Origin of the sequence: Methanosphaera sp., from assembly GCF_016282985.1 — an archaeon.
In the GTDB taxonomy this organism is placed as follows: domain Archaea; phylum Methanobacteriota; class Methanobacteria; order Methanobacteriales; family Methanobacteriaceae; genus Methanosphaera.
The window spans coordinates 1-19,631 of record NZ_JAEELZ010000060.1; the positions used below are offsets into that span (position 1 = coordinate 1).

At 28.8% G+C, this 19,631-nt stretch carries 15 protein-coding genes, 1 tRNA gene and 1 other RNA gene; 11 read left to right on the top strand and 6 right to left on the bottom strand.

Translation table 11 applies throughout. From position 1 onward, the window contains the following. A partial coding sequence (locus QZZ11_RS03705; protein ID WP_292473721.1) for a glycosyltransferase occupies positions 1-2,102 on the top strand: 2,102 nt, incomplete at its 5' end. Positions 2,103-2,181: 79 nt separating this feature from the next. After that, positions 2,182-4,197: a ribosome rescue protein RqcH gene (rqcH, locus tag QZZ11_RS03710; protein ID WP_292473746.1), complete on the top strand. Its 2,016-nt coding sequence runs from the start codon at positions 2,182-2,184 to the stop codon at positions 4,195-4,197. Positions 4,198-4,304: 107 nt separating this feature from the next. Here the strand turns inward: rqcH and QZZ11_RS03715 are convergent, their stop codons facing one another. Further along, positions 4,305-5,009: a metal-dependent hydrolase gene (locus tag QZZ11_RS03715; protein ID WP_292473724.1), complete on the bottom strand. Its 705-nt coding sequence runs from the start codon at positions 5,007-5,009 to the stop codon at positions 4,305-4,307. 20 nt (positions 5,010-5,029) lie between these two features. Beyond that, positions 5,030-6,184, bottom strand: coding sequence for a glycosyltransferase (locus QZZ11_RS03720; protein WP_292473726.1), 1,155 nt, complete (start codon positions 6,182-6,184; stop codon positions 5,030-5,032). 173 nt (positions 6,185-6,357) lie between these two features. Between QZZ11_RS03720 and QZZ11_RS03725 the strand changes: the two genes are divergently transcribed. Beyond that, positions 6,358-6,537, top strand: a complete 180-nt coding sequence (locus QZZ11_RS03725) for a class III signal peptide-containing protein (protein WP_365952709.1) — start codon at positions 6,358-6,360, stop codon at positions 6,535-6,537. Further along, the gene (locus QZZ11_RS03730; protein WP_292473728.1) at positions 6,534-6,713 is read left to right on the top strand and encodes a class III signal peptide-containing protein; all 180 of its coding nucleotides are present in this window, start codon (positions 6,534-6,536) and stop codon (positions 6,711-6,713) included. The genes QZZ11_RS03725 and QZZ11_RS03730 overlap by 4 nt, the downstream gene beginning before the upstream one ends. Here the strand turns inward: QZZ11_RS03730 and QZZ11_RS03735 are convergent. Further along, positions 6,708-7,169: a phosphopantetheine adenylyltransferase gene (locus tag QZZ11_RS03735; protein WP_292473750.1), complete on the bottom strand. Its 462-nt coding sequence runs from the start codon at positions 7,167-7,169 to the stop codon at positions 6,708-6,710. The genes QZZ11_RS03730 and QZZ11_RS03735 overlap by 6 nt on opposite strands. 127 nt (positions 7,170-7,296) lie before the next feature. Between QZZ11_RS03735 and QZZ11_RS03740 the strand changes: the two genes are divergently transcribed. Both QZZ11_RS03740 and QZZ11_RS03745 read left to right on the top strand, forming a co-directional pair. Then, positions 7,297-8,856: a radical SAM protein gene (locus QZZ11_RS03740; RefSeq protein ID WP_292473730.1), complete on the top strand. Its 1,560-nt coding sequence runs from the start codon at positions 7,297-7,299 to the stop codon at positions 8,854-8,856. Positions 8,857-8,873: 17 nt separating this feature from the next. Beyond that, on the top strand, positions 8,874-9,986 hold the full coding sequence (locus QZZ11_RS03745) for a pyridoxal phosphate-dependent aminotransferase (RefSeq protein WP_292473732.1): 1,113 nt from the start codon (positions 8,874-8,876) through the stop codon (positions 9,984-9,986). Here the strand turns inward: QZZ11_RS03745 and QZZ11_RS03750 are convergent, their stop codons facing one another. From QZZ11_RS03750 to ffs, 3 genes are all read right to left on the bottom strand, one after another. Further along, complete coding sequence (locus QZZ11_RS03750; RefSeq protein ID WP_292473734.1) at positions 9,987-10,505, bottom strand: hypothetical protein; 519 nt, start codon at positions 10,503-10,505, stop codon at positions 9,987-9,989. A 127-nt stretch (positions 10,506-10,632) separates the two neighbouring features. After that, a tRNA-Ser gene (locus tag QZZ11_RS03755) sits at positions 10,633-10,716 on the bottom strand. A 69-nt stretch (positions 10,717-10,785) separates the two neighbouring features. After that, an RNA gene (gene ffs, locus QZZ11_RS03760) (signal recognition particle sRNA) lies at positions 10,786-11,100 on the bottom strand. Positions 11,101-11,429: 329 nt separating this feature from the next. Between ffs and rfbB the strand changes: the two genes are divergently transcribed. From rfbB to QZZ11_RS03785, 5 genes are all read left to right on the top strand, one after another. Then, positions 11,430-12,383, top strand: coding sequence for a dTDP-glucose 4,6-dehydratase (gene rfbB, locus QZZ11_RS03765; protein WP_292473736.1), 954 nt, complete (start codon positions 11,430-11,432; stop codon positions 12,381-12,383). Between the two features lie 375 nt (positions 12,384-12,758). Next, the gene (locus QZZ11_RS03770; RefSeq protein WP_292473738.1) at positions 12,759-15,782 is read left to right on the top strand and encodes a right-handed parallel beta-helix repeat-containing protein; all 3,024 of its coding nucleotides are present in this window, start codon (positions 12,759-12,761) and stop codon (positions 15,780-15,782) included. A gap of 171 nt (positions 15,783-15,953) precedes the next feature. Further along, positions 15,954-16,460, top strand: coding sequence for a hypothetical protein (locus tag QZZ11_RS03775; protein WP_292473740.1), 507 nt, complete (start codon positions 15,954-15,956; stop codon positions 16,458-16,460). 36 nt (positions 16,461-16,496) lie between these two features. Continuing rightward, entirely contained in the window at positions 16,497-18,329 is a 1,833-nt protein-coding gene (locus tag QZZ11_RS03780) for an OB-fold nucleic acid binding domain-containing protein (protein WP_292473742.1), read from the top strand. A gap of 481 nt (positions 18,330-18,810) precedes the next feature. Further along, on the top strand, positions 18,811-19,631 hold an 821-nt coding region (locus QZZ11_RS03785), incomplete at its 3' end, for a glycosyltransferase (RefSeq protein ID WP_292473744.1).

Sequence of the window (19,631 nt, forward strand, 5' to 3'; positions counted from 1 at the left end):
ACAGAGAAGACCTAAAAACAAACAAAATAAACCAAGGAAACCACGGATTCGAATTCACAATCCCAACACAATACCAAGACGGAAAAGAACACACAATCCAACTACTAGACAAAAACAAAAACCCAATAACAAAAACCAAATATAAACAAGCACAAAAAATCAAAGGATCAATACAATCAAACATAAAAGGTAACCTCATAAAAGGTTGGATAGCAGAAATAGGAAATGATAAAACTATAGATGCTTATCTAAAAATTGAAAATCAAATATACCCACTAACAGCAAATATTTTTAGAGAAGATTTAAAAACAAACAATATAAATCAGGGAAATCATGGATTCGAATTCAGAATTCCTAACGAATTTATTGATGGAAACACTCATCAAATCGAGTTACTTGGACCTGATCATGAAAGAATATATGAAATTGACCATATATTCAATAAATTTGATTATGAAAACAATATTGAAAGATTCTTTGCTTATTCAATGATTTCTCCAGAAATAGAACTTCCAACAACAGAATCTAGAAAAAAAATACTTGCTGTAATGAATAATATTGCAAAATATTTATTATATCAGGTAAATGAAATGCCTTTAGTATCTATTATAATGCCTGTATACAACCGAGAAAATTATATCTCAAATGCTATTAATTCAGTACTTAATCAAAGTTACAAAAATTTTGAACTAATACTTATAGATGATTCCAGTACTGATAATACTGTAAATATTATAAATAAATTCAAAGATGATCGTATCCGATTATTAAAAAATAAGTCCAATATGGGTGTTTCCAAATCCCGAAATATCGGATTAAAAGAATCAAAAGGCAAATATATTATGTACCTGGATTCAGACAATGATTGGGAACCTGATTATTTAAAAGCAACAGTAGGTGCATTTGAAACCATACCAGATGCTGATGCATTATATTCTGGACAATATGTATATGAAGAGAATAAAGATAATTTGAAGTTCATCAGATATGGTACTATTAACAAGGGTCTTTTAAAGAATAGAAATTATGTTGATTTAAATTGTTTTAGCCATACACGCAAAATTTATGAAAAAGAAGGTGGATTTGATGAAAAGTTAAGTCGCTTTGTTGATTGGGATTTAATTCTTAAATATATGACAAATGGTAAAATGTATTCTATCCCATTTGTTTTATCAAATTATTACTTTAATATTGCAGAAAATTCCATATCAAGTAATCAGGATTTGATAGATCAATCAACCATTGTTATTGAAAAACAGGAAGATAGATTGAATTCAAAAGTTCTTAATTATGATATGAAAAAAAATGTAAGTGTAATCATTCCAAGTTATGAATCATTAAATGATTTAAAAGAATGTTTGGAGTCTTTATTCTCTTTAAAAGCTCCATGGCTTGAAATTATAGTAGTAGATAATAATTCCAGCGAAAATGTAATTAAATACCTTGTTGAATTAAAAAATGAGGGTAAAATTAAATTAATACTTAACAAAGAAAATCTTGGATTTACATATGCAGTTACACAAGGTATAGAAATCTCAGAAATAAACAATGACATTGTTTTATTAAATAACGATGCAGTTATTACTAAAAATGCTATACAATTATTACAAAAAGCAGCTTATGAATTAGATAATTGTGGTTTAACTGTTCCCCAACAAGTTTTACCAGCCAATACTAAAACAATTAATATTCATGTCCCCTTTGCATTAAAAAATAGGGATTGTGATGTAAACTTATCTGCAAATCATAAAAATATAATAAATGTACCATTATTCCATAATGGAGAGTTTACAGAAGTGAGTTTTGCACCTTTCTTCTGTGTTTATATTAAAAGAGAGACTTATAATAAATCCATAGGATTAGATGCAGAATTAGGCAGACATTTTAGATCAGATATGATTTATTGTAATTATGTACGTACTGTCCTTAATGAAAAAATTTATCATGTTTCTGATGCAATCGTTTATCATAAATTACAGCAATCAACATCAACTCTTAAAGAAAAGTCTCAGGAGGAACATGATTTATTATACGTTCAAAACAGGTGGTCTGAAGAAGAACAAGAAAAATATGGTTTTAAAAGAGCAAAATGGGATTTATAATCATTACAAAAATTACATCTTAAAAAAGGAGAAATTCAATAATTAATCAAAAACATATGTTATTAGGAGGGTGTTTATTATTAAATCAATGTCAAATGTGGATATTTATAGGATTGTAAAAGAGTTAAATGAAGAAATTATAGGTACAAGAATTGACAAGTCTTATCAACCAACTTATGATACTATCCGTATAAAACTTAGGAAAGCTGGTGAAGGACGTAAAGATTTAGTTATGCAAGCTGGTGTACGTATACACTTAACTGATTATCCTCAACCTAATCCAACCATTCCTCCAAATTTTCCTATGCTTTTAAGAAAACACCTTAGTGGTGGAACTATCACTTCAATTAAACAGCACAATTTTGATAGAATTATTGAGATAACCGTTCAAAAAAATGTAGAATATACCCTTATTGTGGAATTATTTAGTAAAGGAAATGTTATTCTTCTTGATGAACATAGAAATATCATATCTCCACTTAAACATCGAAAATGGCAGGATCGTAAAGTTACTTCACATGAAGAATACAAATATCCTCCCGAAAAAGGAATAAATATTAATGATACCAATCCTGATGAAATCAAAGACGTCTTAAAATCATCTGATGCGGATGTTACTCGTACTATTGCCATGAATGGTTTGGGAGGTCTTTATGCAGAAGAAATCATTAGTTACACCAATATTCAAAAAACCAAACTTGCAAAAGATTTAACAGATGAGGAAATTGTTGAACTGGATAATGCAATCAAAGAATTATTCAATCGTATTGAAAATGAACCAAACCCACAGATTATCATAGAAAAAGAGGATAAATCTAAAAATAAAGATTTAGTTCCTATTAATCTTAACAAATATAAAGAATATGAATCCAAACCATTTGATAATTTCAACATTGCTGCTGACGAATTTTACAGTAAAAAAATTGTTAACGATATTAAAAGTCAAGAGGAGGATGCTTGGTCAAAACGTATCGGTAAATTTGAAAAACGTCTAAATATGCAAGAAGAATCATTAGAAGGTTTTTATAAGACTATCGATGAAACACAACATAAGGGAGATACTATTTATGCCCATTATAATGAGATTCAAGGAATTCTTGATGTGATTGCAAACGCCAGATTAAAATATTCCTGGAAAGAAATTGGCAGTATCATCAAAAAATCCAAGAAAGAGGGAAATATTCCGGAACTGAGTATGATTGAATCCGTTGACAAAATGGGTGTACTTAGCCTTAAACTTGATGATGTTGTTGTACAGATTGATAGTAATATAGGTATCCCCGAAAGTGCTGAAAAATATTACAATAAAGGTAAAAAGGCCAAAAGAAAAATTAACGGTGTTAAAGAAGCTATTGAAAATACTAAAAAAGAAATTGCAAAACTTGAAAGTAAAAAAGAAATTGCTATTGAGGAATTGAAAGAAAAACAAAAACCTAAAGAAAAACGTGAACTCAAATGGTACGAGAAAATTAGATGGTTTATTAGTCGTGATGGTTATCTTGTAATTGGTGGAAGAGATGCCAATAGTAATGAACAAGTAGTGAAAAAATATTCTAAAAATAATGATATTTATCTTCACTGTGATATTCATGGAGCTCCGTCTACAATAGTACAAAATAATAGTGATGATGAAATTCCTGAAAGTACACTTTATGATGCTGCTTGTTTTGCAAGCAGTTACAGTAGTGCATGGAGTGAAGGTTTTAGCAGTTATGACTCATACTGGGTTACATTAGATCAGGTTTCAAAAACTCCTCAAAGTGGAGAATTTCTTAAAAAAGGTTCTTTTGTAATTCGTGGACGTAAAAATTTTATTCGTAACGTTCCTGTGTTGATCGCTATTGGAATCGTTGAATATGATGATGACAAACGTATTATGGCAGGTCCTGTTCAGTGTTTGGATAAAATGACTGATAATTATGTAATTGTAAAACCTGGATTTACTAAAAAAGAGCGTATTTCTAAAGAGATATTAAATATAATTGATAAAAATAAGTTATTTGGCGTAGATGATATCGTACGTAATTTACCAAGTGGTAAATGTGATTTACTTGACATACGAGAATATAATCAAAAATACGGAAAGATAAGATAAGAAACCGTTAACTAAAACTTTTTCTTATATTTTTTTTATAGGATATTAATTGTTAAATCTTTCCATCTAATTATTTCTTTATATTAATTAATATATAAATATTTCAATTACTCTTCTTCGTATTCTTCACCAGGTTGTAAGATTAAAGTAAATGTTCCTAAACTTTCATCTTCAACATATTTTGCAAATAAGTTTGCATCTTGTTCTATTGCATCAAATGTATTGTAATGCATTGGAATAACTATTCTTGATTGCAACCAAGAAGCTGCCACTGCGGCATCTTCAATTCCCATGGTAAATTTATCACCTATTGGTATAAGTGAAATATCCGGTTGATAAATGTCTCCTATAACCATTTTCATGTCACCAAAGAGCCCTGTGTCTCCTGCATGATATATTTTTTTACCGCTTTCTAAGGTTATAACAAATCCTGTTGCTACTCCACCTTCTTCCATATCTTCTAAAAAGTCCATACCAGAAGAATGTCTTGCATCAGTCATTGTTACACTTATTAAATCATTTATTGATACGGTTCCACCAATATTCATACCAATAGCATTTAATCCTTGTTTTTGTACAAATGTTGCTATTTCATGTGTTGCTATAACTGTTGCACCAGAGTTATTTGCTATTTCTAATGCATCACCAAAATGGTCCACATGACCATGAGTTACTAAAATTACATCCGGATTCATTGTTTCCACAGCTGTTGTACATGCCGGGTTTCCACTTATAAATGGATCTATTAAAATTTTCATTCCTTCTTCAGAAGTTATTTGAAATGCTGAATGTCCAAAATATTCTATTTTCACTAAAATCACCTTGGTTATAATTATGAGTATATATGTTTTATTTGATTAATATTATTTTGAATAGTATCTAATGCATTCTTTTTACCATTATACAATAAGAACTTTGCGTATAATTCATCATTTATTTTTATTGTATCTAACTTGTTTAAAGAATCATTTATTACTTCCAACAATTTTATTGAATTATTTATTTCTACAACTTTAGTTATTCCCGTTTTTTGCATCCTTTTTGAGTTTTTTTCTTGTTCTACATGATTAGAGATGGGAACCATTATATTTGGTTGTTTTATTGACAGTAATTCCATACTGGTTGTATGACCGGCCAAAGTAATAGTTAAATCAGATAATTTCATCCATTCAACCAAATTATTTGTAAATTCATTAAGTATAATTTTAGAATCTTTATTTTCGAATGAAGATAACTCAACTTCAAGTCCTGTAAACACTATTATTTTATCTGCATTAATATCTTTTGAAATGTCACAAATATTTTTTATTAATATTTTTCCAAACTTACTTCCACCAATTGTTACAACCAGTATTTTTTCATCAATTCCAATGTTATATTTTTGACGTAATTCTTCTTTTGTCCCAATTTCATCAGAATCATAATGTAATAATGGTCCAATATATTCAGTTTTATTCTTTAATTCTTCTGGAACTTCAATTACTCCCGGAATATCAGGAATCATTATTTTTTTACAACTTTTAGTAATTTCAATTATAAAACGCCTAATACTTTTTTCAAAATATTTTATACTTTTCATTTGAGTATTTTTGGAAAATCCAAAAGTTAAATCATTTGTAATAACATAACAAGGAATATTTAGAAATTTAGCTGTTATAGGCATTGAATAATGTGAATCACATAAAATTACATCGGGTTTAGCTATTTTAATAATTCTTGATTCTTTATACATACTTTTTATAAAAGTAAATGGTATGTCCTTAGATTGTTTAATTGATTCTTCTATATCTATTTCACCATTTTTACCTTCAAAATTCATTTTTGGTAAAGTATATGTCTTAAAACTAAATTTTCTTAAGTATTTTAGTCCTGAACCATAACTTGCAAATTCTATACTGTGACCATATTCCTTCAAATAATTTGCCAATGCCAAATCCCTTGAAGAATGACCTATGCCAACACCACAAGTTGCTATCAATATTTTCATATATAGTTCACATTTGAATTGATTTTTAAAAAAAGAATCTTATATTAATTTATGTCATTTATTTTAAATAATTTTTCAAAAGTATTACTTTTTACTTATTATAGTAATACTTATATTGAAGTATTACCCAAATATTAATTAAGTAATACATAGGAGGTGTAAAAATTAATATCATTAAAGATGAATATGGACAAGGTGCGGCCGAATATATTCTATTATTTGGTGGAGTAATCATTATAGCACTAGTTGCTATGAATATTTACTCAAATTATTTCTCAAATAGTAATACTTTTAGTGCAAAAGATGATGCCGAACAAATAAGGTCAAATTTGACAAATAAAACAGGATTATGAAAATTATAGCAGACAATAACGGACAAATAAGTGCTGAATTAATATTATTATTATCTACAATAATTTTAATAGTTCTTACAACTGCTTACTATACGACAAATACATTTAATGATATCACCAATCACACTCAGGAAGTAATTGAAAAAGGAAGAGAAAATATTTTAAGTCAATTATAATGTTTTACCTATAGTATCAATTTCACCTTTACGAATACGCGTTGAAGAAATTGGAATACCATCATTAGCTAAAACCCAATCAATTACAATTATATCCAGTAACTTAAAATTATTTTTAAAACGTTCCTCATTAATCTTTAAAGCAGTTTTTTCAGTTTCTTGACTAACTACTATAGCATCGAGTTTAGAATCTTTATCTGCAGTACCATAAGCATCAAAAATTTCCTTAATTTCATAAGGAACATTATATTTACTAACAAATTTTTCTATTCTATTAACTCTTATGGAATATGATTCAATTTCGTGAATTTTATTTGATGCAAAAGAATCTGATGTAACCCCTATAAGAACCTCTTCACCCATTTCAAATGCAGTACTTAATAATTTTTCATGTCCCCTGTGGAACTTATCAAAAGTTCCACCTACTGCTATTTTTTTATATTTCTTATTCAAAATACATCCCCATATATTATATATGAAAATATATCAATAATATTATAAAAATTTTCTAAAAAAAATAAAGTTATTAAAGAATAAATGATATTAAATACAATATATTATTACAGAACAATGGAATAAAAAAATGATTGAAGAATTTAATACAGTTATTAAAAATCCCCGTAAGGTAATTACCCGCTTTGCATCCTGTTATCCCAACATTTATAGGGTTGCAATGTCTTCTCTTGGTTATCAAATAATATATGATTATCTTAATGCACGTGAAGACATCTACTGTGAACGAGTGATATATCCACAAACTAAAAGTATAGAAACCAGGTCTGATTTAGGAGATTTTGATATTGTAGGTTTTACTCTTCAATTTGAACAAGATTATTTTAATATGATAGATATGCTTAAACGTAGCAATATTCCATTAGAAAGTAAAAATAGAAAACCTAGTGATCCCCTAGTCATTGCTGGTGGTCCTTGTGCTGCATCTAATCCATTACCTATTTCTAATTTTGTTGATTTGTTCGTTGTTGGAGATGCGGAAATGATTATTGATGAAATCATAGATGTTAGAAGTGATACAAATAATCCTCGTGAAGATATTTATGATTTTCTAGATATTCCTGGTGTTTATAAACCTGGAGAAAAAGTTAAAATCCAACAAGTTAAAAATATGAAAGATGCTTGGAGACCAATTTATCAGATTGTAACCAAAACAGATAATAAAAAGTTTATCCCGGCATTTGGTACAGATGCATTTCTTATGGAAGTTTCCCGCGGATGTACTCGAGGTTGTAGATTCTGTATGAGTGGCTGCATGTATAAACCAAGACGTGAAGTACCTTTAAATACTCTTATCGATACTGCAATTAAAACTCGTCAAGCAACAGGTCACAACAAAGTTGCATTAATCGGTGAAGCTGTAAGTGATTACTCCAGAATCGAAGAGCTATGTTGGCAACTATATGAAGAAGATTTTCAGATTGCAACACCTTCTCTTCGTGTTGAATCTATTTCCGATGAATTACTGGAAATTTTTAAAACAAGCGGTATGAAAACTATCACCATCGCCCCCGAAACCATATATAAACAAAGATTAAAACTCAACAAGCCTATGACAGATAAAGATATTTATAAAACAATTGATAGAGCTACTGATTTAAAACTAAAAATTAAAATGTATTTACTTTTAGGCACTCCTGGTGAAACCAATGATGATGTTATGGAATTAGTGAATTTCCTCAGAAGTATTACCAGTCGTGGTGTACGTTATAATGCAATTACCACAAGTGTTAATCCTTTAATTCCTAAACCACACACACCATTACAATTTATGGGTTTTGACTATGATACTTTATATGACCGATTTAAAAAGTATAGTGTACGTTTAAGATTTAAAAATAAACAGGAAAATCTTAAAAAAGCCACTATCCAGTATGTTCTTACAAATAGTGGTGTAGAATTAAATGATCTTCTCAAACTTGGAAAGAAAGTTTCCTTTAAAGATTGGTATAAACTTGCCAATAGTATTAATGAGTCTAAATTAAAAGATGATTATCATATACCATGGCATGAAATTGACGTGGGAATTAAAGAATCATTCTTAAAAAAGGAATATGAAAAAGTGAAAGATGGAATTATAACTCCATGGTGTGAAAGCAATGGATGTTATGATTGTGGAAGTTGTAATTAAATTAGAGGTATGATATTATGAATTATGGATCTGAAAGAGTTTCTAAAATAAATTTATCCCAAGTAAGAAAAATGTTTGAACAGGCAAGTCCATCTGCTATTAATTTAGCATTAGGTGAACCTGATTTTGATACACCAAAGCATATACTGGACTCTTTAAAATGTGCACTTGATGAAAATCGTACTCATTATTCACAAAATAAAGGAGAACCTGTTTTACGTGAAAGTATTGCAAAAAAATTAGATAAAGATAATGACATCAAAGTATCAAGTGATGATGTAATCGTAACTGTTGGTGCTAGTGAAGCATTATATTCAAGTATACAAGCATTAATTGATCCTAAAGATGATGTGTTGATTCCTGATCCTGGATTTTTATCATATGCCGAATGCGTTCGTCTGGCCGGAGCAAATAGTATACCTGTTAAAAGCAGTAGTGAAAATGGATTTAAAACCACTGTTGAAGATGTTGAAAATGCTTTGACAGAGAATACAAAAGCTATTGTCATTAATTCACCATGTAACCCTACAGGAGCAGTAATGGAAAAAGAAGATATTAAAGCAATATCTGATTTAGCAACTGATAAGGAATTTATTGTACTTTCCGATGAAATTTATGAAAAAATCATTTATGATAAAAAACACTACAGTTTTCAAACATATACTGATAATGCCGTTACTATTAATGGATTCAGTAAAGCATATGCAATGACTGGTCTTAGAGTTGGATATTGTGCATCCAATCCAGACATAATTGAAGAAATTCTTAAAGTCCACCAGTATAATGTTGCATGTATTGATACTGCAACACAAGTAGCATGTAACACGGCATTGACTTCTTCACAGGATTGTGTCAAAGAAATGACTAATGAATTTAAGAAAAGACGGGATTTAGTAGTTAATTCATTAAATGATATGGGTTTAGATTGTATTATGCCCGATGGAGCGTTTTATGTATTTTTCCATGCAGATAATCCTGAAGAATTTGTTAAAAAAGCTGTAAAAGAAGATGTCATTTTAGTTCCTGGAGGAGCATTCGGAGAAGAAGGAAAAGAATTTATCAGATTATCTTATGCCCAAAGTTATGATAATTTAGCTGAAGCAATGAAAAGATTAGAAAAAATTGCGTGATTATACCCAATTTTCTAATTTTTTTGCTATTTTTTGAAGTTTTTCTATTGTATTATCTGTAAGTTTAATATTTTCTTCATATAATTCTATTTTTTCTTGATATATTTCCACCAAAGGTAAACATTCATCAAAGAAATCACTGTCCAAATACTGTGAACGATAGAATTTTAATGTCCTTTTATTGTTATTAATTTCACGTTTGCAATGTTGAATGTATCTTGATAAAGCCTTTATTTCATTTAATGCATCCAACCGGATTTGAACATATTCTTGGTATGTTCCATTAATATGACTTTTAAAATATTTTGGAAGATCTTCCTCAGTTTTAGTAAACTCCTGCATACTTTCTATAATAAAATGACTTAAATTTTGATAATAATTTTCATAACCGTCAATGGCGTTAATTAATTCGTTTTTTTCCTTTTTTAAATCATCCAACATTTTTGTTTCTTTTTTAATTCGTTCCAGAATCTCTTTTTTAGCTTTTGATATGAACTCTTTCTCAACTTCATTTGGCATAAAATAATCCCCTATCAAATAATTAATTCCAATAGAATATTAATATAATTATATTTCTTAAAAATTATTTAAAAAGTTATTCTAAAAAATAGTTAATCAACAAAAATAGTATTAAAAATAAAGTAAGCGCCGAGACCGGGATTCGAACCCGGGTGGACATCTGTCCAGTGGCTTAGCAGGCCACCGCCGTACCAGGCTGGGCCATCTCGACAATTATAAAATAGTTATATTATGTTATGTTTTTTATTACATTTAAACATTTCTATACTATCATGTTTTATAGCGGCACGTAATTGGATGGACATACCTCATAAGAATAGGTGATCTAATTTCATAACTCCATCCCGCTAATCCGTAAACATCAGTTGTCTAAAACAGAGCTGCTTCTTTCCAGACCTGACCCGTTCAATTAATTAATATAGTTAAATTCAACCCTCCAGTTGAACCCCTATAACCGCTAATCCTACGGGGCGAAACTTCGACATCACAAAAAAAGGCCTATAAATATTTAATATGCCTCTCCAAAAACTTCGGTCGCTCCATATAGAGGATTTGAGCTTACAAGAGACCACTAACCTCCCAACCTAGCCTATTACTATTTATGTTATAAAGTATTAATAAATGTTTCCTTTTTTTAGAAAAAATATAGATATCATTATTATTTATTTGATTCAATAATATAAAAAAATAAATTATCTTAATTACATAACATATATTATAAAGATTTAATATTGGAAATTATATAGTAAAAATATATTTGATTATATATTGAACTCATTTGTTCCTTAAAATCAATCTGTCATAAACAGTTGAACATAAAATTAATAATCAATTAAAAACTAATGAAAAAATCAACAAATGAGAATTAAAATAAATATTTCTAACAGATAAAATTGAATATATAATCATAGGGAGGAATTTTTTATGAAAATTATGATAACCGGTGGAGCTGGTTTTATTGGTTCCAATTACGTCCATTATGTTGCAAATAAATATGAAGATTATGAAATAACCGTTCTTGATAAGTTAACTTATGCAGGAGATATGGAAAATCTTGCAGGTTTAGACAATATAAATTTTATTAAAGGAGATATTGCTGACGAAAAAAAAGCTTCTGAAGCAATGAAAGATGCTGATTACGTTGTAAATTTTGCTGCTGAAACCCATGTGGATAAATCCATCAATGATCCAGCATCATTTGTTAAATCTGATGTACTGGGTACTCAAAATTTATTGGAGTTAGTTAGAAAATTTGATGTAGAAAAATATATTCAAATATCAACTGATGAAGTTTATGGTAGTATATTGGAAGGTTCTTTTAAAGAAACAGATAATATAGATCCTTCAAGTCCTTATTCTGCCAGTAAAGCAGGTGGAGACTTACTTGTTAATGCTTACTATAAAACATATGGTATACCTGTAATGATTACACGCAGTAGTAACAATTTTGGTCCTAGACAATTCCCTGAAAAATTGATACCTTTATTTATACTTAAAGCATTACATGATGAAAAATTACCGGTTTACGGTGACGGAAAAAACGTTCGTGACTGGATATATGTTGAAGATAACTGTGCAGGAGTAGATACTGTATTACACAAAGGAAAAATTGGTGAAGTATACAATATTGGTGGTGGAAATGAAAAAAATAATCTTGAAATCACTAAATTAATACTTGAAAAATTAGGAAAACCAGAATCTTTAATTGAACATGTTGAAGATCGTTTAGGTCACGATAGAAGATATTCATTAGATGCTTCTAAAACTAAAAAATTAGGTTGGAAACCTAAATGGACATTTGAAGATGCTATGGAAAAAACTGTCAATTGGTACAAAGATAATTCTGAACGATTATATAAAGCAACAAAAACATTATAATAGATGTTCAATATCCTCCCAGATAATACTATCCTATTGTTATTCAAAATATTGACAGATGTTGTCTATACGACTGCATCTTTTTTCTTTTTTTTCAAATCTTTTATTTTTACCAAAAATATTTTAAAATTTTACTATTTTAATAATGTATCAAAAAATGATATAAAAAAAATATTAACAACATATAATAACTAAACAAAAACACTATAAAACAATTTTAATTATAATTATTTAAACTAAAAAAAGATAAATTGATTAAAATAATTCAAAAAAAATCATTACTTTAATTAAAATAAAAATAAAGATAAATTTAATATTTATTAATTAAAAAACTTTATATGGACAAATCTAAAATTTGTTTAGGAGAATATTTTCATGATAAATAAAAAGAGATTTTTACTCTTTTTTGTTAGTTTAATAGTTATTTGTCTAACAGTATCTGTAGTTTCTGCAGCAGATAACAATTCTGATGCTATAACAGATGCTCAAAGTATTGATACTACTGAAGTTCAAAAAGTGGTTGATGATACACAAACTATAGAAACTGCTAAAAAGAATAATGAAATTCAAAAAACTGTAACAAATAAAGATGTTAAAACTAACACATCAACAGGTTCTACTTATTATGTTGCAACTAATGGAAAATCTTCCAATAGTGGAACAGAATCAAGTCCGTTTGATCTTGTTTCAGCAGTTAATAAAGTAAAACAGGAACGTGGTGGAAATATTAACGTTGCTGGCGGAACATATAAATTAACCAGTGCTTTAACTTTTAATCTTGCTGGAACATATAGTATTACCGGAAAAAGTGGTCAAACCATAACCTTTGATGGTCAAAGTAAAGATAGAATAATTTATGTTGGCGGCAATGCTAATTTAAATGTTAATAACATAATATTTACTAATGGTAAAAATTCAGGTGTTGGTGGAGCAATCTTTGAAGATTACAATGGTAAACTAACTGTTAATGGATGTACTTTCAATTCTAACACTGGACATACAGGTGCAGCAATATATGCTCGTGGTACTTCATTAACCGTTCAAAATAGTAAATTCAACCAAAATAAAGCTACCAATTCTGCTGGTGGAATATATACCAATGTTAACAGTTCCATTATTTCAAAAAATACTTTTACATCAAACAATGGTGGTGAAACCGGTGGAGCAATCCAAGTATCTGGTTCAAATATAAAAGTTACTGATAACACATTTACATCAAACAGTGCTAAAAATGCAGGTGCTATTGCAGAAAAAGACAGTACTGGAACAACCATCCAAAACAATGTATTTACAAAAAATATTGCAACTTCCGGTGGAGGAGGAGCAATCTACATAAATAACGCTAAAAAATCAACAATATCCTACAACAATTTCAAAGAAAATGGAAATCAAGGAACTTTAGCTGGTGGAGCAATTGTTATTAACCCTGGAAGTGATATAACAATATCCAACAACAATTTCACAAGCAATAAAGCAGTAGATACTTCAGGTGCAATTTTTACTTCTGGTTCCAACGTTGCTATAAACAATAATAAATTTACTCAGAATACTGCTACAAGAACTGGTGGAGCAATATTCGATGAAGGAACTGGTTTAAAAGTTTTAAATAACGAATTTACCAAAAACTCCATCACAAATGATGGTGGAGCTTTATATGTACGTGGACCAAATGCAGTTGTACAAAACAACAAATTTGATTCAAACACTGCAAATCGTTCATGTGGTGCACTTTACATTAACAATAATAGTGCAACAGTTAAATCAAATACATTTACAAACAATGTAGCTAAAAATGTTGCCGGAGCATTATACATCGAAAATGCAAAAAATACCATTGTTTCAGACAACACTTTTACTAATAATAAAGCATCAAGTAACGGTGGAGCAATAGTAAACAATAATGCAAATACTGCAACAATTAGTAAAAACAAATTTGATACAAACACTGCATCCGGAAATGGTGGAGCAATAGCTAGTGAAGCTTCGACCAAAGTAACAATCAGCAATAATATTTTCACTTCAAACAGTGGAAATAATGGTGGAGCAATAAGTTCTGGTGGGTCTTGTACCGGTGAAATTATTAAGGCAAACGATTTCACCAAGAATAAAGCAACTAATAATGGTGGAGCTATCTATAATAATGCACCTGGTTGTACTATTACCGAAAACAATTTCACTAGTAATGTTGCAACAAAAAATCTTGGTGGAGCTATAACAAATTACGGTAAAAACACACAAATTACAAAAAATAATTTTATAGCAAATAGTGCAAACTATAATGGGGATGCAATAAGAGATAATGCACAAGCAACCAAATCCAACAATAAAAACGCTGACACTTCAAAATGTTCAGCTACAATCTACAATGGAGGAACAGGTTCAACAATCTCCAACAACGTATTTGAAGATAATTTACCAGTTCAAAAAGTTGACACTATTGTAACTGTAAGTAATTCCAATGGAATAATACTTGATTCCATGACATTTACAGCAACTGTTAAAGATATCACAGGCAAAAATGTAAATGGCGGAAATCTTGTATTTAAACTTAATAAAAATACCATTAAAAATAGTGCAGGAAACGTGATTAAAGTTCAAGTTAAAAATGGAGTTGCTAAATTAACTGTAACTGCCATTAAATCATTTAACAATGCAAATATTACTGCATCATACAGTGGTTCAAGTGCATACAACCCAAGTTCTTCAAAAAACAAAGCAGTATCAACTGTTTCACGTAGAAGTGCAAAAGCAACAGTCAGTCTTTCAACAGCAAAAGTAAAACAATACGAAAGTGTTACAATTACTGTAAAACTTACAGATGTAACTCCAAACACCAAAATAACCACTCCATCCAACAATGACAAATCATTTGTAGTTTTAAAAATTAATGGTAAGACACTTAAAAACAGTAAAAATGAAGCAATTAAATTTAAAGTAACCAATGGTGTAGCAACATTTGAATACACCGTTCCAAAAGGAATGGCAGGATATTATAATAACTCTCCAAGGTATTATACAGTTACTGCCTGTTATTCACATCCTGATTACACATTAACCGGTTGTGATAGTGCTAAATTTACTGTTGAAAAAAGTAATGTTACATTTGAAACAACCAAAGTTGTAGCAAATATGACTTCCAAAAAATTAGTCATTCAAGGTAATATTAAAGATTATAAAGGAAATAATGTAGTTGGTACTAACAAACTTAGTGTTAAAATTAATGGAAAAACATTAACTATCGATGGTAGCAATGTTAAATCTATTAACAATGGTGTAATTAATTTAGTAATTGATATACCTTCAGCTGTAAGAGATGTTAAAGAAATTATGCTGGTTACTGGTGAAAGAGACGCATATAGTGATTGTAGAACCACATTAACAAATTTCATTAAAGCTTAAATTAGTTATAAAAGTATAAATTATTATACTTTATTTTTTCTTTTTTAAATCACAATTATTAAGATATTTTAAATTTTAAAGAATTTCATGAGCAATTATTATTTTAAAAATAGTATTTAAACTAAAAAAGACATAAATAAATATTGTTATAAAAATAATGGAATACTTTATATGAATAAAAAATTAATAATTGGAACAATTTCTCTTTTATTAATAATCATTATGGCTTATGTATATGTAAGCGAAATTAATAAAGCAGATAGTGAAATACCATACATTAATTCACATATACAAAAAGCAAATGATGAATATAATCAAGCAGTAGGCTATTTAAATTCAAAAAATTATACACTGACAATACAGCACATAAATGAATCATACAAAGAATACATTTTTGCTAAGGAAAACACGGAACAAGCATTGAATAAATCTATAAAAAATAACCAACCATTACAAGTACAATACTTTAATTATACAATCATGGAACTAGATTACAAAATAAATGCTACTGTTAATATTTATAATGGATTAAATTATGTTAAAAATAATCCAAGCAAAGCATTGTCCTTATTTAGAAATTCAGAAAAAGATATGGAAAATGCTAAAGAATATTCAGATAAACGTAGCCTATTAGAAGAACAATATCCTGACAAATTTATTAAAAAATTGTCAAATTAGAAATATTATTTTTCTATATAAATAGGAGTTTTAAATATGACTAATAATCAAAATACATCACAAGACAGTAATAAACCTGTAGTGCATGTATTAAATCCTTCATGTCAAATAGAAGATCTAGAAATAGGTAGTGATTATGAAGGAGTCATTACCAGAGTAGAAAAGTATGGATTTTTTGTAAGTCTTAGTAAAAGCGTATACGGTTTACTCAGATCAAGAAATCCTAAAGAAAAAGTAGGTAATAAGATAGTTGTTAAAATATCCGAAATCAAACCACATAAAGGTAAAATGGATGTTGATTTAACCTATTCAAAAACCAAATATGGTAGTGACTACGAAATTATAAAAGTTAAAAGAAACATTAAACGAACAAGAATTGCTGACCTTTCTGAAGATAATCTTGGAAGAAACGTAGCAATTCAAGGTGAAATCATCCAGATTCAGCAAACAAGTGGACCAACAATATTTACCGTACGTGATGAGACCGATGTAACCTGGGCAGCAGCATTCAACGAACCAGGAGTTAGGATGTATCCTGATTTAGAAGTTGAAGATGTTGTAGAAATCTTAGGAGAAGTATCATTACATGGTGGAAAGATTCAAATAGAATCTGAAAATATTGAAAAACTTGAAGATGATGAAGAAGAAAACTTCAAAAAAATTGTTTCTGATGCAATGGATAAAAAAGCAGAACCTGAAGATACTTCTGTAATGGTAGAAAGTGAAATATTAGATTTACTTAGACCAAAACTAGCATTAGCTGCAAAAGCTATAAGAAAAGCAATACTTGATGGTAGAAGTATCCTTGTACGTCATCATGCTGATGCTGATGGTATATGTGCAGGGGTAGCTGTAGAACAGGCAGTACTTCCACTTCTTAGAGAAGAAAGTAATGATGCTGATGCAGAATGGCACTTCTTTAAACGTTCCCCAAGTAAAGCACCATTCTATGAATTAGAAGATGTTGTAAAAGATTTATCCTATGCTTTAGAAGATGCTGAACGTCATGGCCAAAAATTACCATTATTAGTATTATTGGATAATGGTTCAACTGAAGAAGATGTGGCTGCATTAAGACATTCAAAAGTTTACGGAATTGAATCTATTGTTGTAGATCACCACTATCCAGGAGAAGTGGAAAATGGTAGAGCATTAATAGACGATTACGTAGATATTCATGTAAATCCTTACCTTGTGGGTGGAGATTCACAGCTTACTGCAGGAGCATTAGCTGTTGAACTTGCAGGAATGATAAATCCTGATGTAAGACCTCAAATCAGACATTTCCCAGGTATTGCAGCAGTGGGAGACCATGCAGAATGTGATGAAGTGGACCAATACCTTGCCATTGCTGAAGAAGAAGGTTATTCTCGTGAAGATTTAGATAAAGTTGCTACATGTGTTGATTTCGAAGCTTACTTCTTAAGATTCATGAATGGAAGAGGTGTAATGAACACTATTCTTGGATTAGAAGATAAAGAACGCCAAGAAGAATTACTCGATGTATTAATGAGTGAATCTGACAAACGTGTTGAAACACAACTTAAAGCAGCAATGCCTAATGTAGAAACAGTTTACTTTGAAAATGGAATCCAATTAAACAGACTAGATGTTGAAAAATATGCTCATAAATTCACTTATCCTGCACCAGGTAAAACAACAGGATACGTACATGATAAATTAGTACAAGAAAAAAGTGAAGACGAACCTATAATGACATTAGCCAATGGACCAGACTTTGCAGTTCTTAGAGCTACTGAAGTAATTAAAAATGAGTTTGAATTTAATTTAAACAATGTAATTACTAAAATACAAGAAGAAATTCCACAAGCCGGTGCTGATGGTGGAGGACACGAAGTAGCAGGTTAATTAAAATTCGTTGAAGGATTGCAAGAGGAAGTATTGAACTTATTCATTGAAGAGGTTAAAAATCTTAAAAGATAAACAATAACCTCATTTAATTTCTCTATTATTTTAGAGAAATATGAACATCCACTTTTTTTATATACTTTTTAATAATTTATTAATATAACCACCCAAAAAATAATGCTATTTAATAATACAATTCTAAAGAATTAATTTAAACAATTCTTTTGAACGGAATATTTAAGTTCATCAGCCATCACTATCCAATACAAAGATAATATAACCCAATCAGATATTATAGAAAATAATTGAATTATTATTCATGAACTAAAAAATTACATTTTAATTGATAGAAATATGTAATAATTTGTATTTAGATAGTAAACTAATAAGAATAAAATATTAAAAATCTTTTTGAAATATTCCGTAGGAAAAATTTAGAATTTCGTTTTTTCCTTTTAAAAAAACTGATCTTGGTGAAAAAGTGGTATTGATATCTTTTATAGTTACTATAAAGAATAATAACTTAAAAAAATTATTTAATTGTATTGAATCAATTACTCAAGATTTTAATGATTACGAAATTTTATTAAAAAATTGTCCTCAAAATGGGAAAGATCTTAAAATTCTAAAAAAGGAGACAAAAATACAGTTTATCTCCCCTACCGATAATTCTAATTTTAAAAATATTGCCATTGAAAAAGCATCAGGAAAATACATTTGTTTCTTAAATTCTGATGAAATAATTATAAATAATTCATTATCACTATTAAGATCTTTTTTATTAAATCACCATGAAGACATGCTTTCTTTAAATAGTTATGATGATGAAAAAACATTTAACAAACTGTGTTTTGTAAAAAAATTTGACAAAATAGAACAAATACTTCCTGAAGAATATGGTTTACCTTTATTTTTATCAAAAAACATATTTAAAAAAACATTTATCACTAAAAATAATATATATTTTTCAGATGATTCTGAAGAATCAGAGATATTATTTCTAGCTAATGTTTTAGAAAAAATAAATTATTTTGTTTCAATGCCTTTAACACTTCTTAAAAAAAACAGAACATATGATAATTATAACACAGATATAGTATTAAATTTTACAGAATACAAAAATTTACTATCATTATTGTCTTCTGAAAAATTATTTTATAATTCAAATTATTTATATTCGTTTTTATTTTATTTAAAAGAAGTTAATATAAATAAAATTGAAAAAGATCAATATCAAAACATTCATGACGAAATTAATAATATTTTATTGCAGATAACCCAATTTCCACCGAATATTCTAAA